The sequence below is a fragment of the Paenibacillus sp. FSL R7-0198 genome, from assembly GCF_038000415.1.
Taxonomy (GTDB): domain Bacteria; phylum Bacillota; class Bacilli; order Paenibacillales; family Paenibacillaceae; genus Paenibacillus.
In genome coordinates this window covers 5,766,233-5,790,221 of sequence record NZ_JBBOCB010000001.1, presented here as the reverse complement: position 1 = coordinate 5,790,221, position 23,989 = coordinate 5,766,233, and the positions used below count along the sequence as shown (strand labels likewise).

Annotated in this window: 22 protein-coding genes; 8 read left to right on the top strand and 14 right to left on the bottom strand. The window is 48.5% G+C overall.

The features are described 5' to 3' along the window. Positions 1-3: 3 nt before the first annotated feature. Both icd and citZ read right to left on the bottom strand, forming a co-directional pair. Positions 4-1,296 (bottom strand): NADP-dependent isocitrate dehydrogenase, encoded by a 1,293-nt coding sequence (icd, locus tag MKY87_RS25420; protein ID WP_076330335.1) that lies wholly within the window; start codon positions 1,294-1,296, stop codon positions 4-6. A 147-nt stretch (positions 1,297-1,443) separates the two neighbouring features. Next, positions 1,444-2,556: a citrate synthase gene (citZ, locus tag MKY87_RS25415; protein ID WP_017689488.1), complete on the bottom strand. Its 1,113-nt coding sequence runs from the start codon at positions 2,554-2,556 to the stop codon at positions 1,444-1,446. 531 nt (positions 2,557-3,087) lie between these two features. Here citZ and ytvI point away from each other — a divergent pair. Then, entirely contained in the window at positions 3,088-4,206 is a 1,119-nt protein-coding gene (ytvI, locus tag MKY87_RS25410; protein ID WP_339784849.1) for a sporulation integral membrane protein YtvI, read from the top strand. A 102-nt stretch (positions 4,207-4,308) separates the two neighbouring features. Here ytvI and MKY87_RS25405 read toward each other — a convergent pair whose 3' ends face one another. The 9 genes from MKY87_RS25405 to MKY87_RS25365 form a co-directional block, all read right to left on the bottom strand. Continuing rightward, complete coding sequence (locus tag MKY87_RS25405; RefSeq protein WP_036609835.1) at positions 4,309-4,707, bottom strand: FxsA family protein; 399 nt, start codon at positions 4,705-4,707, stop codon at positions 4,309-4,311. A 7-nt stretch (positions 4,708-4,714) separates the two neighbouring features. After that, a complete protein-coding gene (locus MKY87_RS25400; protein WP_338593352.1) occupies positions 4,715-5,251 on the bottom strand; it encodes an acyl-CoA thioesterase in 537 nt (178 codons plus the stop codon). Between the two features lie 101 nt (positions 5,252-5,352). Next, positions 5,353-6,780, bottom strand: coding sequence for a pyruvate kinase (gene pyk / locus MKY87_RS25395; protein WP_017689492.1), 1,428 nt, complete (start codon positions 6,778-6,780; stop codon positions 5,353-5,355). Between the two features lie 105 nt (positions 6,781-6,885). Beyond that, positions 6,886-7,917: an acetyl-CoA carboxylase carboxyltransferase subunit alpha gene (locus tag MKY87_RS25390; protein ID WP_315936561.1), complete on the bottom strand. Its 1,032-nt coding sequence runs from the start codon at positions 7,915-7,917 to the stop codon at positions 6,886-6,888. Beyond that, positions 7,918-8,811, bottom strand: a complete 894-nt coding sequence (gene accD / locus MKY87_RS25385) for an acetyl-CoA carboxylase, carboxyltransferase subunit beta (RefSeq protein ID WP_339240998.1) — start codon at positions 8,809-8,811, stop codon at positions 7,918-7,920. It lies immediately after the preceding gene. Between the two features lie 63 nt (positions 8,812-8,874). Further along, positions 8,875-9,009, bottom strand: a complete 135-nt coding sequence (locus MKY87_RS25380; RefSeq protein WP_268801799.1) for a hypothetical protein — start codon at positions 9,007-9,009, stop codon at positions 8,875-8,877. A 206-nt stretch (positions 9,010-9,215) separates the two neighbouring features. Continuing rightward, positions 9,216-9,404: a hypothetical protein gene (locus MKY87_RS25375; protein ID WP_017689496.1), complete on the bottom strand. Its 189-nt coding sequence runs from the start codon at positions 9,402-9,404 to the stop codon at positions 9,216-9,218. 282 nt (positions 9,405-9,686) lie between these two features. Further along, positions 9,687-10,178: a phosphatidylglycerophosphatase A family protein gene (locus MKY87_RS25370; protein ID WP_036609851.1), complete on the bottom strand. Its 492-nt coding sequence runs from the start codon at positions 10,176-10,178 to the stop codon at positions 9,687-9,689. Between the two features lie 305 nt (positions 10,179-10,483). Continuing rightward, positions 10,484-14,623, bottom strand: coding sequence for a DNA polymerase III subunit alpha (locus MKY87_RS25365; RefSeq protein ID WP_340966710.1), 4,140 nt, complete (start codon positions 14,621-14,623; stop codon positions 10,484-10,486). 266 nt (positions 14,624-14,889) lie between these two features. Between MKY87_RS25365 and MKY87_RS25360 the strand changes: the two genes are divergently transcribed. The 3 genes from MKY87_RS25360 to MKY87_RS25350 all read left to right on the top strand — a co-directional run bounded on the left by MKY87_RS25360 (position 14,890) and on the right by MKY87_RS25350 (position 16,164). Further along, positions 14,890-15,219, top strand: coding sequence for a YtrH family sporulation protein (locus tag MKY87_RS25360; protein ID WP_026081169.1), 330 nt, complete (start codon positions 14,890-14,892; stop codon positions 15,217-15,219). 21 nt (positions 15,220-15,240) lie between these two features. Next, a complete protein-coding gene (locus MKY87_RS25355; protein WP_036609856.1) occupies positions 15,241-15,729 on the top strand; it encodes a hypothetical protein in 489 nt (162 codons plus the stop codon). Positions 15,730-15,822: 93 nt separating this feature from the next. Further along, a complete protein-coding gene (locus MKY87_RS25350; protein ID WP_338593339.1) occupies positions 15,823-16,164 on the top strand; it encodes a YtpI family protein in 342 nt (113 codons plus the stop codon). A gap of 144 nt (positions 16,165-16,308) precedes the next feature. On the opposite strand, the gene MKY87_RS25345 is transcribed toward MKY87_RS25350, so the two are convergent. The 3 genes from MKY87_RS25345 to MKY87_RS25335 form a co-directional block, all read right to left on the bottom strand. Beyond that, a complete protein-coding gene (locus MKY87_RS25345) occupies positions 16,309-17,643 on the bottom strand; it encodes a DRTGG domain-containing protein (protein ID WP_339784856.1) in 1,335 nt (444 codons plus the stop codon). A 211-nt stretch (positions 17,644-17,854) separates the two neighbouring features. Then, entirely contained in the window at positions 17,855-18,139 is a 285-nt protein-coding gene (locus tag MKY87_RS25340; RefSeq protein ID WP_085981456.1) for a hypothetical protein, read from the bottom strand. A 99-nt stretch (positions 18,140-18,238) separates the two neighbouring features. Beyond that, on the bottom strand, positions 18,239-18,586 hold the full coding sequence (locus MKY87_RS25335) for a YlbF family regulator (RefSeq protein ID WP_036609862.1): 348 nt from the start codon (positions 18,584-18,586) through the stop codon (positions 18,239-18,241). Positions 18,587-18,823: 237 nt separating this feature from the next. Between MKY87_RS25335 and MKY87_RS25330 the strand changes: the two genes are divergently transcribed. Genes MKY87_RS25330 through MKY87_RS25315 form a run of 4 tightly spaced genes read left to right on the top strand, consistent with a single transcriptional unit; the run spans position 18,824 to position 23,954 of the window. Continuing rightward, positions 18,824-20,191, top strand: a complete 1,368-nt coding sequence (locus tag MKY87_RS25330) for a YheC/YheD family endospore coat-associated protein (RefSeq protein ID WP_074094376.1) — start codon at positions 18,824-18,826, stop codon at positions 20,189-20,191. A 32-nt stretch (positions 20,192-20,223) separates the two neighbouring features. Beyond that, positions 20,224-21,414, top strand: a complete 1,191-nt coding sequence (locus tag MKY87_RS25325) for a YheC/YheD family endospore coat-associated protein (RefSeq protein ID WP_340966708.1) — start codon at positions 20,224-20,226, stop codon at positions 21,412-21,414. A 60-nt stretch (positions 21,415-21,474) separates the two neighbouring features. Next, positions 21,475-22,848 carry a YheC/YheD family endospore coat-associated protein gene (locus MKY87_RS25320; RefSeq protein ID WP_338593327.1) on the top strand — a complete coding sequence of 458 codons (1,374 nt, stop codon included), beginning with the start codon at positions 21,475-21,477 and terminating at the stop codon, positions 22,846-22,848. Next, complete coding sequence (locus MKY87_RS25315; RefSeq protein ID WP_338593324.1) at positions 22,848-23,954, top strand: YheC/YheD family endospore coat-associated protein; 1,107 nt, start codon at positions 22,848-22,850, stop codon at positions 23,952-23,954. The genes MKY87_RS25320 and MKY87_RS25315 overlap by 1 nt, the downstream gene beginning before the upstream one ends. Positions 23,955-23,989 lie beyond the last annotated feature (35 nt).

Sequence of the window (23,989 nt, the reverse complement as noted above, 5' to 3'; positions counted from 1 at the left end):
CCCTTACAGGTTTTTAATGATTTGATCCGCGAATTCAGAACATTTCACTTCAGTAGCGCCGTCCATCAGACGTGCAAAGTCATACGTTACTGTTTTATTGTTAATGGATGTTTCCATACCTTTGTAGATCAGGTTAGCTGCTTCTTGCCATCCCAAGTGCTCAAGCAACATTACTCCGGACAGAATAACGGAACCAGGGTTCACGACATCTTTGTCCGCGTATTTAGGTGCAGTACCGTGAGTTGCTTCGAAGATGGCATGTCCTGTTACATAGTTGATGTTTGCTCCAGGAGCGATACCAATTCCGCCCACTTGCGCTGCAAGTGCATCGGACAGATAGTCACCGTTCAGGTTCAATGTTGCGATAACATCAAATTCGCCTGGACGAGTCAATACTTGTTGCAGAGCGATATCGGCAATTGCATCTTTTACGATGATTTTACCAGCATCTTCAGCGGCTTTTTGTGCTGCATTCGCTGCATCTGTACCTTCGTTATCTTTGATGATATCATATTGTGCCCAAGTGAATACTTTGTCAGCGAACTCTTCTTCAGCCACTTCGTATCCCCAGTTTTTGAAGGCACCTTCGGTAAATTTCATGATATTACCTTTGTGTACCAATGTAACACTCTTACGGTTATGATCAATTGCGTATTGAATTGCTGCACGTACCAAACGTTTCGAACCTTCGGAAGATACTGGTTTGATACCAATACCGGAAGTCTCAGGGAAACGGATTTTGTTAGCACCCATCTCCTGTTGCAGGAACTGGATCACTTTTTTCACTTCTTCAGAACCTTCAGCATACTCGATTCCTGCATAGATATCTTCCGTATTCTCACGGAAAATGACCATGTCTACCAACTCAGGACGTTTAACCGGAGAAGGTACACCGTCGAAATAACGAACAGGACGCAAGCAAGTGTACAGGTCAAGCTCTTGACGCAGGGCAACGTTCAGGGAACGGATACCGCCACCGATTGGCGTAGTCAATGGTCCTTTGATCGCTACGATATACTCACGAATGGCTTCCAGTGTATCATTCGGCAACCACTCACCGTATGTATCGAATGCTTTTTGTCCAGCAAACACTTCATACCATGCGATTTTTTTGTTGCCATCATAAGCTTTTTCAACAGCTGCATCCAATACACGTTTGGAAGCTTTCCAGATATCACGGCCTGTACCGTCACCTTCGATAAATGGAATGATCGGATTACTAGGTACTTGAAGTGTACCGTTATCAATTTGGATTTTTTCGCCTTCAGTTGGGTGAGCAAATTTTTCTAATTTCATAGTTAAAATTCCTCCTAGGTTTCGTATATGCAGTATTCATCATACCACTAGTCTTGTTGAGAGAAGGGTCCTGAGAGCTTAAGCCAGTAAAGCCTCTGCTTTCCAACCCTTCACCTCGTCCATATTATTATACTGTTTTTGCGGCTATTAGCGAAGTTCAATAGAAACGTATTTCTGTTCTGTAGGGCCAGTGTACTCCGCACGTGGACGAATGATGCGATTGTCCGCAAGCTGTTCCAAAATATGCGCTGTCCATCCAGACACCCGGCTGATGGCAAAGATCGGAGTGAACAATTCCTGTTCGATCTCCAGTTGGGTGTATACAGAAGCAGAATAGAAGTCTACGTTAGGCTTCAGTCCTTTTTGTCCTGTTACCAGTTCCTCGATCTTCACAGACATATCATACAAACGCGTATCATTGTTCATCTCGCCAAGTTCCTTGGACATCTTCTGTAGATGTTTGGCGCGTGGATCACCGTTTTTGTACACCCGATGTCCAAAGCCCATGATCTTTTCACGATTATTCAGTTTTTCCTGAATTGCCGCTTCAAGACGATCAGGCGTACCGATCTCATTCAACATTTTCATAACGGCTTCATTAGCACCGCCATGCAGTGGTCCCTTCAGTGCGCCAATGGCGGAAGTTACACCGGAATAGATATCTGACAGCGTAGCAACCGTTACACGGGCTGCAAATGTTGACGCGTTCAACTCATGATCCGCATGCAGGACAAGAGCTTGATCCAATGCTTTCACTGCGGTCTCGGATGGTTCTTCACCAGTCATCATATATAAAAAGTTCTCTGCGATGGAAGCGCCTTCTTTTGGAGCCACAGGTTCTTTGCCCTGACGGATACGGGCGATGGCTGCCACAATCGTTGGCAACTGTGCTTGCAACTTAACCGCTTTGTTCTCATTTGCTTCCGTTGTCATCTCATCAGCTTGCTCGTCGTACAGTGCAAGTGCAGAGACAGCGGAACGAAGTGCTGCCATGGTACTGACGTTTTTCGGATACAATTGGATTTGTGCAATCAACTCGCTCGGAATCGGCGCGTAATCGCTCAGGCTTTTACGAAGGGATTTCAGTTCATCCGTTGTTGGCAATTTACCAAACCACAACAAATAGGCAACTTCTTCAAAGCTGGCATGTTCAGCCAAATCGTCGATATCGTAACCACGGTATGTGAGCACACCGTCTACAATAGAACTGATCGAAGAGGTTGTCGCAACGATGCCTTCCAGACCTTTGGTAGCTGTCATATTACATCTCTCCTTTAATAAGCGAAATCAGGAACCATTCCAGAGTGTCATATAAGTGCCAAAATGCACCTATTCTCTTTTTGTAAACATTTTCATTTTAAAATTAACAAATATTTCAAACTACGGTTTTCCTATCTGTCAATCGGTATTTACTTATAACATCATACTGGATTTTGTCGTTTATGTGAACATGATGAGAGTTCATTCGCACATCAAACTTCTTTATCGGACCGATAAAGCATTTTTGAAAGCCTTTACAAAAACAAGGTTGACATTTAATGTTTTTTAACCAATCCTGTCGTATGAAGAACTTTCTATTGCTATATTCTGTAATACTAAGGCATACTCTAGGCAAAAGAAAGAATCCCCGTAGATCTTGTTCAAAAGTCCGCTCTTGAACAAGATCTGGTAACATCCCGGCGTTTCAAAACCTTGTAAATGCTCTATATTAATTAAGATAGCCATCTATTTCTAATACTGCTTCATGGATCATACATAGGTCGGCTTAATTGAACTAAGGAGAGTTGATGCTTGGATAGAATAATAATGAAACGCCTGCTCCGTGGCTTATGGGTTATCATTGCGGCCGTTCTGATCGCCGTTGCCATATACTTGCTGTTCCCGCTTTTGTACCCTTTTGCGATTGCCTGGATTATCGCCTATGCCATGAATCCATTAGTGAAACTGCTTCAGCATCGAGCACGATTCCCCCGCTGGCTGGCTGTGACTCTTTCATTGATCCTTTATTTTGGAGCCATTGCAGTGGTGTTGTCTGCGGCGATTACCCGCATGGTAAAAGAGGTCATTTCACTGACGACAAGTTTTGATCTTCATGTTGATGAGATCAAGGACACGTTTGTGCGCTGGACCCAGAATGACACCATTCAGAGTTTGACTGCGCAGATCAATGAATTTTACAAGGAGAATCCCAACTACCAGGAAACCATCAACAGCAATATCAGTAAAACGACCGAAACGGTGGGTACAGCCGTGACCGATCTGGTCACCGGATTTTTCAACATGATTCTGAGTCTGCTGACTTCCCTGCCGAACATGGGCGCGGTATTAATCGTTGTTCTGTTGTCTACATTCTTTATTAGCAAAAGCTGGACCAGGCACAACATCACCGTATCGGGATGGGTACCCTCTTCCATTCGCAAGCCGATCTCCGACATATGGACCGACCTTAAGAAGGCACTGTTTGGATACGCAAGAGCACAATTGATCATGATCTCGATTACAGCACTATTCGTCATGATTGGACTGCTTATATTGCAAGTCAATTCAGCCTTCACCATCGCTCTGATGATTGGTTTGGTCGATCTGCTTCCTTATCTGGGTGTTGGTCTGGTCATGGTGCCTTGGGCAGCATACCTCTTTATGAACGGAGATCTGTATTTAGGGATTGGGATTAGTGTTATTTATCTTATTTTGCTGATCGCCCGTCAGATTATTGAACCGAAGGTGCTCGCAAGCAGTGTAGGGCTCGACCCACTCGCCACGCTGGTTGGCATGTTTGTGGGTTTGAAGTTGTTCGGTGTGCTGGGCTTAATTATTGGCCCTGTAAGTCTCGTGATTCTCGATGCGTTCAATCGGGCTAACGTATTACGCGACCTTAGAACGTATATCATCAACGGACGTGTCCGATGAGGCATCGTCTTATGAGCACACAGGTAAAATAGAAAAAGGCTTCGTTCAACAGAAATCATCTGCTGAGCGGAGCCTTTTCCATTATGCATAACAACTGGTGTTTCATTTCGGACGGCGATAAAACGTAATTTTGCCACTTTTCATTTTTTTCTCCAGCCACCCCAGGAAGAACAGACGGTACACCGGACGTGTTAATGGAAATACCAGTGTAAACCCGATCAGATCCGTTACAAAACCTGGAATCAAAAGCAGGAAACCACCGACAAAAATAAAAAGACCATCGACCATTTTTCTTCCAGGTACCTTGCCACGCTCCATCTCGGATTTGGCATCCACAAGTACTTTTCGCCCTTCAAACTGCAACATTGCTATACCAATCAAGGACGTGAGAATCATGAGAAGCAATGTCTTTCCGGCTCCGATCCAGTCACTCATCAGAATAAAACCAAATAATTCAATCACCGGAATGATTAAGAGTAAAGCCCACATCCATTTTCGCATTGACGTATTACCCCTTTCCCGAAAGCCACACCTTTTCAAGCGCGCTGTATAACTCAGAGGCTGCCTTATCCAGCCGAACTGGTTTCCAGTCCCCATTCACCCATACATGCTGGGTAGAACCTGTAACTAGCCGTTCACCGGGGAGTGATTCATCAGTGGACCATACCCGTTCTCCAATCGCCATGTGCTCATCAGGTTCTTCAGACATGCGTCTTACGTCATACTCATAGTTCAGTCGCAGACCACTAAATGCAGCAATACGGGTGAAAATGATAATCTCATCATCATATCGGGCAGGCTTGTGATACTTCACATCCAGTCCGGTTACGGGAAGCAGTAACCCCTGTTCCTCCATTTTACGATATGTATACCCCATTTGGCGAATCATCTCAGTTCGACCGATTTCAAACCAATTCAAATAGTTCGCGTGGTAGACCACGCCCATCTGGTCACTTTCTTGATAGCGTACACGAAGACGTGCCGCATACCAGCTACCGTTGATCTGTTCTCGCACGTTATCGGCCTCCTTCGCTCTAACATTCATACGTGGCACATCGCTGTAAAGTGTCAATAAGATGGAAAAAAAGCAACGGGACAATAAAGCCCCATTGCTTCTTTCCTGTTGCTTCTCCATCCAAGACGCTATTAAGCGTTGTTTGGAATTTGGCTTACTTTAATCAGGTTGGTAGAACCGGAACGACCCAAAGGTACACCTGCTGTGATCACAACCAGGTCTCCTTCTTTAACAAGTCCGGATTTTACGCCGCCTTCAATTGCATTTTCGAACAAAGCATCCGTGGAATCAACCAGTCTTCCTTTGACAGGAGTTACACCCCAAGCCAGAGCCAAACGACGGGAAGTTCTGTCTTCCGTTGTCACAGCGATGATTGGAGATTCTGGACGATACTTGGAAATCATGCGTGCAGTATGTCCTGATTCAGTCGAAGTAATGATCGCTTTTGCGTTCAAATCTTGAGCTTGAAGAGCAACCGATTGGCTGATTGCTTCTGTAACTGTTGTTTGTTGAGCAACACGTTGTTTCAGGTACAATTCTTGGTAAGGCAGAGCAGATTCTGCTTTTTCAGCAATACGGGACATAGTCAGAACAGATTCAACTGGGTATTTACCCGCAGCTGTCTCACCGGACAACATGATTGCGTCCGTACCGTCGAAGATCGCATTCGCCACGTCACTTGCTTCTGCACGTGTTGGACGCGGGTTACGTTGCATGGAATCCAGCATTTGAGTAGCTGTGATAACCGGTTTACCTGCAACGTTACATTTTTGGATCATGCGTTTTTGTACCAATGGTACTTCTTCCGCAGGAATCTCAACACCCAGGTCTCCACGAGCAACCATCAGGCCGTCAGACACTTCAAGGATTTCGTCGAGGTTATCGACACCTTGTTGGTTTTCGATTTTGGAGATGATTTGAATATGTCCAGCATTGTGTTTTTCAAGCAATTCACGAATCTCAAGTACGTCACTTGCTTTACGTACAAAAGAAGCCGCGATGAAATCGACACCTTGTTCGATACCAAATACGATATCGTTAGCGTCTTTTTCGGTGATACCCGGCAGAGAAATGGCAACGCCCGGAACGTTAACACCTTTTTTGCTTTTGATCGATCCGCCGTTAACGATACGGCATTTGATCTCGGTGCCTTGCACTTCCACCACAGTCAGTCCGATCAGACCGTCGTCGATCAGAATTGTAGATCCCGGTTCAACATCATTCGGAAGATCTGTATACGTAATGGAAAGACGTTCTTTGGTGCCCAGAATTTCTTCTGTTGTCAAAGTGATGTACTCGTCTTGAACCAATTCGATCGGTTCAACTTCGAGTTTACCTGTCCGAATTTCCGGTCCTTTGGTGTCCAGCAGGATCGCTACTGTTTTGTTCAACTCTTCGCATGCTTGGCGAATCGCAATGATCCGTCCGCCGTGCTCATCGAAATCACCGTGGGAGAAGTTCAGACGGGCCACATTCATACCGGCCATAATCAATTTTTTGGTGTTCTCCAGAGATTCACTGGATGGACCAATGGTACATACAATTTTCGTTTTGCGCATTTTGGGTTTCCTCCGATTTTAAAGGTATTACTCTTTATCTATTTTTCTTTTTCCAACTATTAAATTTACTATACTTTTACTCATTTGTATAGGAAATTCGTCACATTATTCAGCATTTCCCGACAAATTACTCGCTACATCGACTTCTACAAGCTCTTGAGGAGCTTCAATGGATGCTTGAGGTTCAAACGTGACCGATCCAATTTTACGGAATTTCTCATAACGATCTTGCTTCAGCTGATCCCCGCTCCAACCCTTCATCTCGTCGAGATGACGGACCAAAGCTTCACTGATGAAAGCAGCAGACGCTTCATAATCCCGATGAGCACCGCCGCGTGGCTCAGGGACGATCTCTTCAATGACTTCCATCTCCAGCAGATCTTTGGCTGTTATTTTCATCGCTTCAGCCGCCTGATCTGCCTTGGATGCATCCTTCCAGAGAATCGAAGCAGCGCCGTTCGGAGAGATTGCCGAATAGATCGCATGTTCCAGCATCAACACACGATTACCCACAGCCATAGCGAGGGCACCGCCGCTTCCACCTTCGCCGATGACCACAACAATAACAGGAACCGATAGCTTCGCCATTTCCATCAGGTTGCGAGCAATCGCTTCCGATTGACCTCTCTCTTCTGCAGTATTACCCGGATACGCCCCTTTAGTATCAATAAACGTAATAATAGGACGGCCAAATTTGTTCGCTTGTTTCATCAGACGAAGTCCTTTTCGGAAACCTTCTGGATGAGCGCTGCCGAAAAAGCGGGCGATATTATCCTTCGTGTCTTTCCCCCGCTGTTGTCCGATTACCGTTACTGTCTTTCCATTCAACTTGGCAAGTCCCCCAACAACCGCAAGATCGTCTCCGAACATGCGGTCACCATGCAGCTCAATGAAGTCTGTAAAGATCAGCTGGATCAGGTCCAGCGCTGTTGGGCGCTGCTGATGACGCGCCAGATGCATCTTCTGAGCTGCTGTTATGCCAGTGTAGATCTCTTCTTCAAGTCTATGGTAACGTTCTTCCAGGCGGGCAATCTCGTCCGTGAAGTCGATGCCTTTTTCCTGTCCAAACTGTACGAGTTCATCAATCTTTTTGCGCATCTCAACCAGAGGCGCTTCATATGGCAACTCACCCGCCATTTAGACCCCTCCTTTTTCACTATGCATATCCAAAAGCTTGCCAAGAGTGGCCCGAAGTTCTTTCCGGTGCACAACCATGTCCAACTGACCATGCTGCATATTAAATTCAGCCGTCTGGAAATCATCAGGTAACTTCTGACGGATCGTCTGTTCGATAACGATTCTGCCGGCAAAACCAAATACAGCGCCAGGTTCGGCAATATTAATATCGCCCAGACTCGCAAAACTTGCCGAGACTCCACCTGTCGTTGGGTCCGTAATGACCGAAATGTACAGCCCGCCCTGTTCATCCAAACGGGATAAAGCTGCGCTTGTTTTGGCCATTTGCATGAGGCTGAGAATACTCTCCTGCATCCGGGCACCACCTGATGTGGAGAAAATAATCATTGGCAAGCGCTTCTCTGTTGCATGCTCAATGGCACGGGTAATTTTCTCCCCTACAACAGAACCCATGCTGCCTGTGAAGAAATCAAAGCTCATGACAGCCACAACTACAGGCAGGCCCTCAATGGTTCCTTCCCCTGTAATTACCGCTTCCTTAAGGCCCGATTTCAGACGTTGTTGCTCCAATTTGTTGCTATATCCAGGAAAGCCAAGTGGATCAACCGATATCATATCAGCGTCAAACTCAACAAATCCTTGATCATCAAGTACCATAGCAATGCGTTCCATAGCGTTAAGACGCATATGGTAACCGCAGGCAGGACATACTTTCAGATTTTTCTCCAATTCCTTGCTATATTGAATGGTGCCGCATTTGCTGCACTTGTTCATAAGCCCTTCAGGTATTTCACGTTTTGGGCGTTCTAGGACTTCCTGGCCTTCGCCGGGAAGTGCACGCTCGGAAGGTATGGTAGCGTACTTCCGTTTCTTCTGGAATATATCTTTGAACACAACTACACCTCTCCAGCCGTTGATTTGATGGCCGCAACCTGCAGAGCGCTGCTTGTGGCAGCTTCATCCGCGTGCTACGGTAAACCGCTTACGACCCACACGCTGCCATGGGCCTTGTCCAGCATTCACAACAAAAAAATCCGCCGGTACAGGGCAAGGATCAGCGGCTTCTGTCAGCACGATTGATGTTACCTGCAAAACCGAAAGATTGTTGCGCCGATGTTTGAATCTATCTTGGTAGGGTCTCCGGGAGCAACCAGATCGGTCCTTGTCCTAACAAAAAAAGAAGGAAGGACAGCAGCATACAATACATGCAAGTCGATTCCTCTCTCCGCTTACGCGATTAGTCCCTTATGTACCGATGGTACTTCTTCATCTGCCAAGGCACGTTGATGTCGAACGAATCAGGAATGCAGAATGGAATTCAGCACTTCCTGAACCTCTTCCAATTCCCCAGAAGGGACGCGAATCTCAAATTGCTGCTTGGATAAACTGATGGGACGGGTCTGTACCAGAAAACCTTCTTCCGAAAGCTTGGTCTTGATCTTGTCCGCAACCTTTGCTGTCGGCGCAATGTAAATCACCGTCCACATGCCTTGTCCGCCCCCTAAGCTAATGTTCAGAGCCCGTATATTGGACTAATGATAACATACCTCACTTTTTTTCTGCAAGAAAGGGTTCGGGACCTTTGGGGAGAATTCGGGATCATGAGGGACGTTTGTCCCCCACGAATAACTCATATGGTTGACGAAATCTTCTTGTTGATACCCATCGATAAGCAGCATCAAGCCTATCAGGGCAGCCTTGGCCGCCCTTGATGACTTCATACGAGCCATTGGAGTGACAACAGCATATAAGCATGGAAATACAGGGGGTTACAGGTCTGAGGGGTATTTTTTGGCTTTAATATTTTTGTGTGCAATCCGGGCAGATGCGGCAGCCGCCACCCCTGCGACCAGATCATCCAAAAAGACATGAATGGCTGTTGTGTGTTCGTTCAAATCATGAATTACACCTATTTTTTCTTTATCCAGATAACCAAAGCTGGTTAAACCGATCATACCATACACATGAGTAATGCCGAGGGCCAGAGTCTCGTCCACTCCATACAGGGATTCATCCGCTTCCATAATAGCCTGTAACGGTTGGGGCAAGAGTTTTTTCTCCGCAAGTTCGTCGAGAGCAATACCGGTATAGAGCGTATATTGCACCTCTCGTTTCTGTAGAACGGATTTCACGCTGGTTACACAGTCGTCCAAGGTCAGTTCGGGGTGGTACCCTTTTTGCAGACGGTATACAATTGCTGCGATTGCATCAATCCGTACACCCCGCCGGGCCAGCATGGCTTCTACGATTTCATATGACATATCTCGACCTCCCGCATCAATCCCCCGAGGACCGCTAGGTCCTTCGGTGTTCTCAAGTGTATGCAGCAACCTGTTAAAATGTTCATAAAATGTGCGGATGGTTGAGACCATTTCACACCATGGACATGTTGCAGGATTGTACATTCAGCGCTGAACTGTAGCTGGCCTATAACAAGTCTGCAATTCGTTTGTTTAAACCCTGTCGTCAGGAAACCGCGCTAAAATAATCACCAAAAAACCTGTTCAGCATTTAGCCAAACAGGTTTTATATTATGCATAAGAGCTATCACTTGCGGGACAGCCTCTTATTTAATTTTGACCGTGCCTTCACCCAGCATTTTCTCCATCTCGGAGAACAAGGTTGGTGATGGCTTAATCCGGTAGGTATCACTCAGCGCAAGCAACTTCTGCTGCTGCTCATAGAAGAGCACTGTCGCCACAGGTCCGGGATGCTCCTGAAGCAGCTGCTTCAGACGTGCCAGAAGCTCAGGCTTCTCCGCATGCGGGGCAATCTTCACGAACACCCGCTGCTCCACGGCCCGCGGTTCGCGGCTCTGCGCCGGGCTGCCAGCCGCCTCAGCGGCACCGCCAGGCCGGGAAGCCGCCGCCGTGGCTGCGCCCGTACCCGCCGCATCGCTGCGCGTCGCTGCCGAGCCTTGGCTCCCGCTGCTACGCGCACCGGAAGCATCCCCGCCTGCGCTGCTGCGCTGCGCTTCGGCTCCTGCGCCCGCTGGCCGCCGCGGCGAAGCCGCCGGCGCCGGGCGCGAAGAGCTGCCGCTGCCGGGCTTGCCGCGCCGGTCACGGCTGCGCAGCTGCTGCTCCAGTGCCGCCTGTGACAACGGCAGCACTTCCTCAGCCAGCAGCTTAAACCCTTCGTCCTGCTGCTGCACTTTGGCACGCACGACGAGCAGTTCACCTTTCCCGACATGCTGCTGGCTACGCCGCCATACCTCGGGAAAGAGAACCACTTCACAGCGTTCGATCTGGTCTTCCAGCTCCATGAACGCCATAGCCTTGCCCTGTTTCGTCGTAATCGACTTCACAGACACAACCATACCCGCGGCGACGGTCATCGTGTCGTCTGCCGCCTCGGTCAGCTCCATGATCCGGTCAGCCCCACTCGATTCCAGCACATCTTCATAGTCATCCAGCGGATGCCCGGAGAGATACAAGCCTAACAACTCACGCTCCAGCTCCAGTTGCTGCCCTGAGGAATAAGGAGGAATTTCCGGGTATTCAATCTCCCAGTTTGGCGTCTCAACAAAGTCGAACAATTGAATCTGCAGATCCTCACGTTCCTTGCGCCATTTCAACGCCGCCTCAACAGTTTCATCCAGCATCGCCAGCAATTGGGCCCGGTGACCAGGTAATGTATCAAAAGCTCCGGCCTGGATCAGCGATTCAATCACCCGTTTGTTGCATACACGCAGATCCACACGACGACAAAAATCGAGCAGACTGTCGAACGGTCTCTCCTGCCTTACGATCATAATGCTTTCCATTGCCTGGGTACCGACATTTTTCACAGCGGCCAGACCAAATCGTATTGCACCCGTTAATTTTTCCTCATCCGGACTATCATTAGACACTGCAACGTTCTTCTCCGCAGAGGACTGTTCACCTTGCTCCACGCGCGAGGAAGACGCCTCTTGTCCTTCAAATTTTCCATTTTCCATTGAAGAAGCCATCACCAATCCCGGTTCCTTCCGGTTGTCAGATGCCTCAGGCATCGATGTCGCTGCTTGCCACTCATATCCGCCATTGTCCTCTTCCGGTTCAGGACCAGGATCATCCGGCAGAGGTGCTTCACCATATTCAGCTTGTCCCGAATCCCCATCTTGCTCATGAACGCGATCTTCCCTGAAGGAACTCCCGTTACCGTTCGCGGCATGTTCTTCGGCCGGGCTTCCGGCGTCACTCTCTGCATCTGCTCCCGCATTCTGCTGCGATACCTTGCTCTGATCCCCAGTTCCTGCGCGGCCGGACGGCACAAATACAGGTGTAAACAGAATACCGCTCTCATTCACATCCGGAGGAAGCACCTCCATATCCATACGCCGACATTCCACCACGTACTCTGCCACTTTACGATGACTACCCATTACGGCTGTTAACATGGATGCCATAAAATGAACTGGATAATGTGCCTTCAGATACGCCGTCTGGAACGCAAGCACACCATATGCCGCGGCATGAGCACGCGGGAAGCCATAGTTGGCAAACTTGACGATCATATCATAGACCAGGTCTGCCTCTTCCTCGCTATACCCTTGTTTCAGACTGCCTTGTACAAAGTGTCCACGCTCCAGATCCAGCACTTCCCGTTTCTTCTTGGAGACCGCTCTGCGGAGCAAATCTGCCTCACCCAGCGAGAAACCCGCCATCCGGGAGGCAATCTGCATGATTTGTTCCTGATACACGATGATCCCGTACGTATCTTTCAGGATAGGCTCCAGATCCACATGGGGGTAATCCACTTCAATCTGTCCATGCTTGCCCTGAATGTATTTGGATATGAACTCCATCGGACCCGGACGGTACAAGGCAAGTACCGAGATTACATCTTCAAAACTACTTGGCTTCATCTCTTTCAGCACACGGCGTACCCCGGCAGATTCCAGTTGGAATATGCCCATCGTGTCCCCTTTCCCAAGCATCTCGTACGTTAACGGATCATCATCGGGAATAAGGCGGAAATCCGGAATTTCTCCATGTTCCCCAATCCAGCGTACACACCGCTCAATAATTGAGAGGGTACGCAAACCAAGAAAGTCCATCTTAAGCAGCCCAATAGACTCCAGGTTTTCCATGGAATACTGGGTTAACGCTGTTCCTTCACTGCCCTCCTGAAGTGGCACCGCATCAGTCAGCGGGTCACGGGAGATGACCACTCCCGCCGCATGTGTTGAAGCATGACGTGGCATACCTTCGACCTTCATCGCCATATCCAGCAGTTCACGCGTTTTGGGTTTGGTTTCATACAGCGCCTTCAGCTCAGGTGTAGCTTCCATGGCTCGCTCGATGTTAATGCCGAGCTGTGCCGGAATCAGCTTTGCAGCCTTGTCCACTTCGCCATAAGGCACATTCAGTGCCCGTCCAACATCACGCACGGCTGCACGGGCAGCCATCGTTCCAAACGTAATAATCTGGGCAACATGGGCTTTGCCATATTTATGCGCGACATAATCAATGACCTCATCCCGCCGCTCATCGCTGAAGTCAATATCTATATCCGGCATGGAGATCCGCTCGGGATTCAGGAATCGTTCGAAGAGCAGATTATATTTCATCGGGTCAACATCGGTAATGTGCAACGTGTACGCTACCAGACTACCTGCCGAGGAGCCCCGGCCCGGTCCAGTAACAATGCCTTGTTTATGCGCATAGGCGATAAAATCCCAAACAATCAGGAAATAATCCGAGAACCCCATGCTGTCGATTACACCGAGTTCATACGCCAGTCGTTGTTCAAGTTCAGCTCGAAGCTCCGCGTCTGTCCAACGTGTGGACTGCGCGTAACGCTCCTCCATTCCTTCTTCGCACAGCTGACGCAGATACGTCGAAGGACTGAGTCCATCGGGAAGCGGTCTGTATTCCGGCAAAATCGATTTGCCGAATTCCAGCTTCAACTCACAGGAATCCGCAATGCGGACGGTGTTCGCCAGAGCTTCCGGTACATGCGGAAACAAACGAGCCATCTCTTCTTCACTTTTCAGATAGAGCTGATTCGTTCCAATTCGGAGCCGATTCTCATCATCCACGGTCTTGCCCGTTCCGATACAGATCAATACATCCTGAAGCTCCGCGTCCTCTTCCGACAGGTAATGCGCATCATTGGTCGCTACAAGCGGAATCTCAAGCTCAGCCGCCAGTTTGATCAACTGCGGATTCACCCTTTTTTGCTCGGAAAGCCCATGATCCTGAAGTTCCAGATAGAAGTCGGCACCAAAGATATGTTTGTAGCGTAACGCCGCACGTCTTGCCTCTTCTTCTCTCCCATGCAGCAGATGCTGTGGTACTTCACCACCCAGACACGCACTTAGACAGATAATGCCCTCGTGATGGGCAGCCAGACTTTCCATATCTACACGGGGTTTGTAATGAAAGCCCTCGAGATGTCCAATCGAGCACAATTTCATCAGATTACGGTAACCCGTCATGTTTTTGGCCAGCAAAATCAAATGATGAATCGGTTGATCCTTGCGGCTTCCCCGCTCTTTGCGGGACCCTGCTGTCATGTATGCCTCGCAACCTATAATCGGCTTGATGCCTCGCTCCATACATGCTTTATAAAAAGGAATTGCACCATACATCACGCCATGGTCGGTCAGCGCAAGTGTCGTCATTCCGAGATCTGCAGCCTTATTCACGAGATCCGGAATACGCGCAGCGCCGTCCAGCAAACTGTATTCGCTGTGAACGTGCAAATGCACAAAAGAACTCATGTTTTTTTCTTCCTTTCGCCGCAGATAGTCGCAGCATCGATCTTCTGATCCCACTGCTAGCCTATCTATCTCATATATATGAATTAAATAAATAAAAAATGGAATCCCCATATTAGAATTTGTAACAACCTCTTAAAAGGAGACTTTATTATTCTATTTTATCATAACGTTCGGGGGCACGCCCATACAATAGAAGTACAAGCCGCTCCCCCTGTGACAGACCGAAGACAGGAGGTGTGCTGCTAGGTCTGAAAGGGGTGTTGCCAGTGAGCACATTTTTGTCCAAAGCCATTCTTGATTTCTTTATTGCGTTTGGAATCGTGCTGGGCGGCGCGATGATCGGAGGTATTGGAGCCGTGATCTCTCTTCAGCCTCCGACACAGACGATGCTCGATATTTCTGGGAAAATAAAGATATGGGCACTCGCAGCCGCTGTCGGCGGCACAATAGACCCCATGCGTGTCATCGAGAGCAATTTCTTAGATGGTAACTTGTCTCCGGCGGTCAAACAAATCCTGTATTTGATCTCTGCTTTTATGGGCGCGCATATGGGAACCGAGCTGGTGAAATGGGTGTGCGGCGGAGGCCGGAGCTAATATGAGACAGGAACAGCGTTCATGAGAGTTCCGCCATTTTCTCGTTACCGCCCGCTGATGCGAATGACCGCTGTGTTTGTTCTGGGAATGATCGCTGGATGTGTCGTCTACAACGGCGTATTTCACCTGAGTTACAATGCGTTGTGGCTGAACAATCAGGAGCTGCAGCTTCAGCTGCATCAGAATGAGGAGGATATCAAAACGCTGAAAAAATACAGTAAACGCCAAACCGTTATCAAGGAAATCAAGGTCCGTGCAGAAGAATCGGATAAGGGGCCAGACGAGGCTTCTCTGAAAGTGATGTTACAGAAGCTCGGAGACGAACTTGAGGTACTTCGGGGCAGAGATGTATTCAACATCGATGAGTATAGCAAAATGACGCGAATCATGCTGAATCAGAAAGTGTACTCGGTCAGGGAAAAGGAGTACACCGTTCAGGTCAAAACGATGCTGGTTATGGAAGGCGTACTGCAAGTTTGGGTACAGATTCGCATGCACGTTCCTGCGTAACACAAGGATAATAGCAAAAAACTGCCCTTGTCTGCATCTCTGCATGGTACAATAAGGGCAGTAAATGCTTTCCAGAAAAGGAGCTGCGTCTTTGTGTTCATTGATGTACTCAAATATGCTCTAATCGCCATCTTTGCTGTTGCCATGGTTTTTGCAGCGTTGAACAGTATTCGTTCACACAGAAGCTCGGATGCTGCCAGCGCCGGTCTGTACCGTTCGTGGACAAATATCTGGATGGGTGGCATGCTTGTTGTTCTTGCCCTGATCCTGATGTTTGTATTCACGGGTTCCACTTTATCTGTAATTGTGGAAGCGCTATTTCTAATTATGGGTGCGTATAATGTATTTGCCGGAATACGTAATCGCAGTTATTATGCACGGCTTCAACAACGGTCCAATAATGGATCAGGTAAAACCTCTGGACAATCTGCATAATTCGTTGAAGTGTTATTGTTGTGTCTGCAAAAAGAGAGTACTTCCCTTCATTAAGCGAAGCCAGAACCGCGCGACAGCGCAACCCGGCAGAGCTTCTCGATCAGGGAGTACTCTCTTTGTATATGCCCGAGGCAACGTACCCTATTAGGCATGGTCAATCGACTGCAATGTCATTACCGCTTTGCATACCACACTGCCTTCACGGGTAACCACAATGTCCATTTTGCACGTTCGACGGCTGGTTTCCAGAATTAACGGTCGAACCAGGATCTGATCCTCAATCTGTACCGGTCGAACAAAATAAGTCGTTACATTATCCAGCACATGGTCGTTCCCTGTAACATCCCACGCTGCCCGCCGGCCAGCCTGGGTCATCACATTCAACAGAACACCTTCGGAAATCGTACCCAGATCCGTTGCCATCTGGGGTATGATGAATCCGTGAAATAACAATTCGTTCTGTTCACCACGCTCCTCGGCAAACCCGTTCCAGATCAGATGATCAAACGTCTCTCCCAGTTGTGGCTGCTTCTGTGCATCCCGCATCGCCTGAAGCACTTCCTTGCGTGTGACGGACGCAATCAGTTTGCGATTCCGATCCACAATGGGCAGAAAATCGATGCCTTCCCAGGTCATAATCTGGGCAGCAGAAGCAAGAGATGTCTGCAATGAGGCCGTAATCGGGCGGCGTATCACGCATTTCTCAATACTTTGATCTTCTTTCAGCTCACTGACATCCTTCAGACTCACAATCCCGATGACCCGGTTCCATTCATCCACCACCGGGAAGCGATGTTCGCCCGTCTCCGATACCAACATATGAAAATCTGCAGCTGAACTGGTGACTTTCAACACCTGCAAACGAGGTTTCTGACCAATGATATCCTCAACAAGCATAATTTTTTTCTTAATCAGCCGGTCGAAGATCGCACGGTTAATCATCGAAGCCACCGTGAATGTATCATGTCTGGATGAAATAATCGGTAGCCCAAGCTCGTCAGCCATAATTCTTACTTCACGACTTGTCCCAAAACCACCCGTAATCAACACGCCCGCTCCCTGTTCGAGGGCAAGCGAGTGAGCATCTTCACGGTTACCCACAATCAGCAGACTCCCAGCGTCAATATAACGGGCCATTGCCTGTTCTTTCATCGCGCCAATCACATACTTATGCAGCGGTTTGGCAAGACCTTCGTTACCCCCCAGCACATGACCCTCCACAATGGTCACAACATCAGCAAAGGTCAACTGTTCCGACATGCCCCGAGGTCTCTTCTCGATCCGCACCGTTCCAATTCGTTCCTTGGTCACGACCAGCCCGAAGTTCTCCGCCTCTTTCACCGCACGATACGCTGTCCCTTCACTTACACCCAGCTCCCGCGCAAGTCCACGTACTGATATTTTGCTGCCAACCTTCAGTTGTTCAATATGTTGAAGTAACTGTTCATGCTTCGTTACGTTCTCTTCCTGTCCGTCCAACTGTACCACCCCCGAAGATGCATCTGTACTATACTGTATCTATTATAACACGGCTTTAGGAAAATAACCCCACCCCTACCCCATTCTCATTGGCAAGTTCGCCATCTGAATTTAATCATCCGATTAACCTCTAATTCGGTATGAACCAAAAAAGACCGGGCCCCTTGTGTCAAGGGATTCCGGTCTTCCATGTTGGATCTCATACTGTACCTTATACAGATTCGCTCCGCTCCTGCTTGTCCAGCAGTTTCATCTCCCACTGCCGCAGCTTCGCCCGGCGAACGGCTTCCAGCGCACGCTTCTTCTCTTCATCCACACCGAGAATAAAATGCAGATGTGCACCAACGATTAATAAGGAGAACAGCACCCATACGATGCCAAAAATATTAACCCAGTCCATTCCTCCAGCAAAGGAAATCCGCGGCAGTGCAATGACCAGCATCGACAACGCAATAAGCAGATAGATCACATGTTTTGCTTTTTTCAACCTTTTCACCATTCACAGCTCCTTCGTTCTTGATCGACTCTATATGTCTAGTCTATGAACGATAAGGAGCTAATATGAAAGGTTCAGGTAAAAAAACAAGACAAGCGTTTACGCTTCAGCGCCACCGTACAGATGACCCAGGCTATCAGCAATAATTTTATTCACGTCTTCAATGATGACACTGAGGCGACGCTCCGCATCAAACAAACGACGGATGTTCAGATTCAAACTCAGTACTTCAAACAGTTTCTCCATTTTCTCCATCTCATCCGGAGCTGGCATATCCCCGCTCATCATACGTTGTTGCAATTCCATTTGTTGATCACGGAAGTTATCCAGCATTGCTTTTGCATCCGGATCAGCTTCAATCAGCTTCATCGCGGAAGTAATCTCTTCCACCTCGCTGCTTTCTCTCAGTGCTTTGGCCAAATCATTGGCTTTGTCATAAATGTTCACTATTATTCCTCCTCAGATTGGTTTGTTCATCCGTGTTAATACACGCTTTTCTCTCCTGCCAAACAAGGGCGATCTGAAACAGGCCATCAATAACCTGCCTCGAAATCAAATGCATTTAATCCATATGGGTCAATCACCAAGGGTTATATGTCCTCATATGATGAAGCACATGCCATGTTCAGATGCCGTTCAACTTCGAGATCAGACATCAAGTTGCCGCCCGGAAGGAGATCCGTGATGTCCACTAAAAAAGTAACGATTCAGGTTACCGGCTCGGGCATCCTGCAGGACGACGTCATCATGCTGGGCGAAGGGGTGCTTAAGGCGCTTAAAATCCCTTCAGGAAGGCCGCTTCAGCTGCAATTTGGCTCTTTCCGCCGCGAAGTCACTGTTATTCCGGTACCAAGGTATGACGGGCTGCGCATCAATCAGACAGTTGCCAGCAAGACCGGTCTCGTTCCACGTTCGGTCCTGAGGGTATCCTATCGTTCAGCCAGCCGTACGCTTCGCCTTGGACCCTACATCAGTGTACTGGTTAGCCAGGATTATCCCGATCAGCCCGATCGGCCCTTTGGCTCCATCACGATGTTCTGTCAAGAACTGGTGAACGCCTGCCGTAAGCAAGGCGCCTATGTATCCTTTTTCACACCGGAGGATATTGGAGCGGTAACGGGTTATATGAAAGGCTGGGTGTATGATGACGGCTGGAAAAAGACTGTTCTGCCTGTAGCAGACGTCGTCAATAACCGGCTAACGTCCCGCAAGCTTGAGAACAAACCTAGCGTACAGCATTTTATGAAAGAAGTAAAATCGCTCTACGGCACGCAAACCTTCAATGAAAAGTTTCTGGACAAAAACGAAGTGTTTGACGCACTCAAGTCCATTTCAACGCTTAAACGAGTTCTTCCCGAGTCTCATTTGCTCAAGACGTCCGCCATGCTCAAGACGATGTGCAACCGACATCCGGTTGTATTTCTGAAGCCCGTACGCGGTTCTTTGGGTAAAGGGATCATCCGGGTCTCACGTCAGACTGACGGAAGCTTCCTGACTCTGGCGACTGGCGTCGGGGGTACCCGGAAACAAACGTATACTTCTCTGGATAAACTGTATGCCAGTATGTCTGGGAAAATGAAAACAACGCGTTATCAGATCCAACAAGGGCTGACTCTCATTGACAACAGTGGCAGACCCGTGGATTTCCGTGCGCTCGTGCAAAAAAACCGTACAGGTAAATGGAGTGTAACCTCCATCGTCGCCCGGATTGCGGGCGGGAGTCACTACGTATCCAATCTGGCACGGGGTGGAAGTCTCAGCACCGTCAAGGATGCTGTTGCCAAAACACAGTTGTCTGGATCAGCCAAAGCTTCCGCGTATGCAGGATTGCACACCGCAGCACTGGATATCGCAAAAGGGATCGAGAGTGCCATCCCTGCTCATTTTGGTGAACTTGGTATTGATCTGGCTCTGGACACCACTGGGCGCGTATGGCTGCTGGAAGTCAACTCCAAACCATCCAAGAATGATAATACACCACTGAGTGAGAGCAAGATCCGCCCTTCCGTCAAAGCCATGCTTGAATACTCTACGTACCTGGCGGGTTTTTGAAAAGTTATTTCATAGAGGAGAGGTGCAGCGTAATGTTTCCATCATCTCAGACCAAGACACTGGCCATTCTGGTACGTGCAACCGAAGGCTCACCTCCCTTTACAGATGAACTTTTCTGCCGTCGTCTCAGTTTGGGGAGCATGCGATACGCCCTTCAGATTATTGTGATCCCGATATCGAATGATGCAGTCCATCTCCCTCTTCAATGGGGATATGCCTATCATCAAGGGAAGTGGAATTCGGCACCTGTTCCTGCAGTCGATCTCATTATGGATCGTTGTCTTCGCCCTATCTCCAGGTACGTCAGACAACAGCTTAAGGAATGGATACCAACCAACGGCACAGATCAACACCGTTATTGGTCTGCTTCCCTTCCAGGAAAATGGGAGGTACATCGTGTGTTGTCCCGAAATCCTGAATTGAGGTCACAACTTGCTCCCACAACCCGGATAGGATCGCATATTCCTTGGGAAACATGGCTGGACCGTTGGCCCAGAGGACTGTTCTTCAAACCGGTATCCGGGACTCATGGCAAAAATACCTTTCGCCTGTCTCAGGGAGCGACTCCATCAACATGGGTCGTGGAGGGGCGTAACGAGGACAATGAACCCTTTCTTCTTACACTCAACCATACCCAGGCTGTATCTTCCTGGCTAGCATTACATCAGGCTGAGCGTAAGATGATCGTGCAGCCATATCTGGAGCTTAGCCATCATGGAAGAGCATTCGACATACGGGCTCTAATGCAAAAGAATGGGCAAGGTCGCTGGACGCTTACCGGATGTATGGTACGGGAAGGACCCGAAGGTTCACTCACGTCCAATCTTCACGGTGGGGGTAAAGCATATCCTGCCCACGCATATCTGCTCCAGCGATATGGAACAATCCGCACGGAAACTCTGCTGAAGAGCATCCGGCAGACTGCTGCTCTTATCCCCACCCTGCTGGAAAGCCGTTTCGGCAGGTTAGCCGAATTGGGGCTTGATTTCGGAGCAGATGCAGAGGGCCAACTCTGGCTAATTGAAGTCAACTCCAAACCAGGCCGCACCTCATTCGCAGAAGCGGGCGACCGACGCATGCATACCCTGACTTATACCCGGCCGCTTGCCTATGCCCGTTATCTGTTGCAACAACATGTTCTCACGGACGTCTTTCGTCCAATGAAATTGCCGAATACATCCAGCAAAGCTGGCCTGAAACCCATCCCGATTCACGGCGGCTGAGGCCCGCAGCGCCCGCTTGCCATGGAGCCCAAGGATCTTTTCAGGATAGGAGGATAAATCATGAGTTTGACCTTTTGCAATCTGCATTTCACCAAGCAACCGGATAAAGTGGTTTATGTATCCAACGCTTTAATGAAGAGCCTCAACCTGTCCGGCAAAAAAACGGTGCACCTTCGCTTCGGGCGTGACCGGGTACCTGCAACGATCAAACCAATCAAAAAAGCAGGTAAACATCTGTATCTCGCTTCAGGTATCCGTAATATGATGAACGTTCCCAAACGGGGCAGCATTTATCTCCGGAATTTGCAAAATGATGAGGTCCAGTTAGGTCCACTGATCGGCGTACTCTCTGATGGGCCTGCGACGAGCACGAATCCATTCGGTTCCCGTACTGGTTTCATCAAACAGTTACTCCGTGAAGGCAGCCGAAAATCTTATATTTATGCCTTTACTCCCCGGGATATCAATTGGCAGAATGAGACGGTATCCGGTTTTTTTCTGAATGAAAACGGAAGCTTCACCCGTAGAACGGTACCTCTGCCCGATGTCGTCTACAACCGGTTACCCAGCCGTCGTTCAGATTTCTCACCAGCCATCAACCAACTGCGGGAACGATTTGTTCGCAGAAAAATTCCGTTCTTCAACTGGAGCTTCTTCAACAAATCGGATATCTATACGTTGCTGGAGAACGAGCCGGCAGCAGGACGGTATATCCCGGAATCCATTACCAATCCGTCCGTTGAACAGATGAAGGAAATGTTGGAACGCCATCAGTTCGTCTACTATAAGCCTACTGCAGGAAGTCTGGGGAACGGGATCTACCGCCTGACTTATTCGCCGAAACGCGGATATTTCGCACGTTATCGCAAAAAAGGCGGTAATGCACTCCTGCGTTTTGGTTCCTTCAACAGTCTGATGCGCATGCTTCAGGGTAGACATGGCAAACAGCTACGAGGATATGTAGTTCAGCAGGGAATACGTCTAATTGAGATTGATGAATGTCCAATTGATTTCCGTTTTCACATGCACAAAAACGGTAACAATCAATGGGTTGTTGTCGGGATTGGAGCCAAAAAGGCAGGACGTGGCAGCGTCACAACACACATCAAAAATGGCGGCTCCCTAATGACTCCTGAGCAGGCGCTCAGTCGCAACTTCGGCGATCGTGCGGGAGAAGTTCTTCAGCAGGCCAAATCCGTCGCTATTACACTGGCCCAGGCGATTGAAACCCAGCACCAGCATCTGATTGGTGAGATTGGCTTTGATCTGGGCATTGATCAGGAGGAACATGTATGGATGTTCGAAGCGAACGCCAAACCCGGGCGCTCCATTTTCCGTCACCCTTCACTCCGGGTGGAGGGCAAATCGTCGGTGGAGCACATCTTGGAACACTGCCTGTATTTGAGCAAGTTCCGGAAGAAGGAAGAGATTTGATGACCCTCCATGATGATTTTAAACCTGTCATTGCTGTTTTGACCATGCATGATAAACAGCGCATGTTCAGGGGAAATCATCAAAATTTTCAGGATATCTTACAGACAGGCGAGAGCATGGGATACGTGGTGTACATTGTAACTGTACGGGATCTGAACGTGAGTGGTCCCACCGTGAAAGGATACACGTACAACAAGGGGAGTGGAAAGTGGGTTTCACAACCTTTCCCCCTTCCCCATGTTCTGTACAATCGTATTCCCAACCGGGAAGACGAAGGAAAACCTTCTGTTCAGCGCAAAATTGACGAATGCATGCAATCAGGAATCGAACTGTATAACCCATTCTTTTTTAACAAATGGGATCTGTTCGAATGGCTCAAGAAGTCCAAATCGACTCAGCAACTGATCCCTTACACTCGGCGGATGCGAAGTGCTTCTTCTCTGGGTGCCGTTTTACGGGCGTATCCCTATCTGTACCTTAAGCCCGAGAGCGGCAAAGCTGGCAAAGGAATCATGATGCTTAAATTCCAGGAAAAAGAACGGCTTCCTTATCGACTCAAAATACAAACCACACGTAGAAGCACGACCTATAAAGCAGCTACACTTGCCAAGTTATGGGCACGAATTCGCAAAGAAACCGGACATACGCCCTATATCATGCAACAAGGCATTGAACTGGCATCCTCTCGTAAACGCCCCTTCGATTTGCGTGTTCTTGTACAAAAGAACACCAAGGGCCAATGGAGCGTAACGGGTGTAGGAGCGAGACTTGCTGGCTCCCGCAGCATTACAACTCATGTGCCACGCGGCGGGAGCGTAGAAGACCCTGAGAAGCTTCTGACCGATCTTTTTGGCGAAGAAATGTCTACAACCCTTATGAAACGTGTGAAATCCACTTCATTAATGATCGCAAGACAGGTAGAACGGGGATCAGGTTACACGCTCGGAGAAATGTCCATGGATCTGGGCATTGATGACCTGGGGGAACTCTGGTTCTTCGAAGCCAATGCAAAGCCCATGAAGTTTGATGAACCACAGATCAGACGGCGGTCATTGGAACGTATATTTCACTACAGCGCTTATCTTGCCCGTCAGTCCAAACGATGATAGACAGGAATACTGCAAAAAGAAGGTGATTGTTT

Coding starts and splice junctions, on each gene's coding strand:
- MKY87_RS25375 (WP_017689496.1), bottom strand. CDS start 9,404: ATGTGGACGGTGATTTACATTGCGCCGACAGCAAAGGTTGCGGACAAG.
- MKY87_RS25315 (WP_338593324.1), top strand. CDS start 22,848: ATGACCCTCCATGATGATTTTAAACCTGTCATTGCTGTTTTGACCATG.
- MKY87_RS25355 (WP_036609856.1), top strand. CDS start 15,241: ATGAGAGTTCCGCCATTTTCTCGTTACCGCCCGCTGATGCGAATGACC.
- MKY87_RS25330 (WP_074094376.1), top strand. CDS start 18,824: ATGTCCACTAAAAAAGTAACGATTCAGGTTACCGGCTCGGGCATCCTG.
- MKY87_RS25365 (WP_340966710.1), bottom strand. CDS start 14,623: ATGAGTTCTTTTGTGCATTTGCACGTTCACAGCGAATACAGTTTGCTG.
- MKY87_RS25320 (WP_338593327.1), top strand. CDS start 21,475: ATGAGTTTGACCTTTTGCAATCTGCATTTCACCAAGCAACCGGATAAA.
- MKY87_RS25325 (WP_340966708.1), top strand. CDS start 20,224: ATGTTTCCATCATCTCAGACCAAGACACTGGCCATTCTGGTACGTGCA.
- pyk (WP_017689492.1), bottom strand. CDS start 6,780: ATGCGCAAAACGAAAATTGTATGTACCATTGGTCCATCCAGTGAATCT.
- icd (WP_076330335.1), bottom strand. CDS start 1,296: ATGAAATTAGAAAAATTTGCTCACCCAACTGAAGGCGAAAAAATCCAA.
- MKY87_RS25405 (WP_036609835.1), bottom strand. CDS start 4,707: ATGCGAAAATGGATGTGGGCTTTACTCTTAATCATTCCGGTGATTGAA.
- citZ (WP_017689488.1), bottom strand. CDS start 2,556: ATGACAGCTACCAAAGGTCTGGAAGGCATCGTTGCGACAACCTCTTCG.
- MKY87_RS25400 (WP_338593352.1), bottom strand. CDS start 5,251: ATGAATGTTAGAGCGAAGGAGGCCGATAACGTGCGAGAACAGATCAAC.
- MKY87_RS25390 (WP_315936561.1), bottom strand. CDS start 7,917: ATGGCGGGTGAGTTGCCATATGAAGCGCCTCTGGTTGAGATGCGCAAA.
- MKY87_RS25370 (WP_036609851.1), bottom strand. CDS start 10,178: ATGTCATATGAAATCGTAGAAGCCATGCTGGCCCGGCGGGGTGTACGG.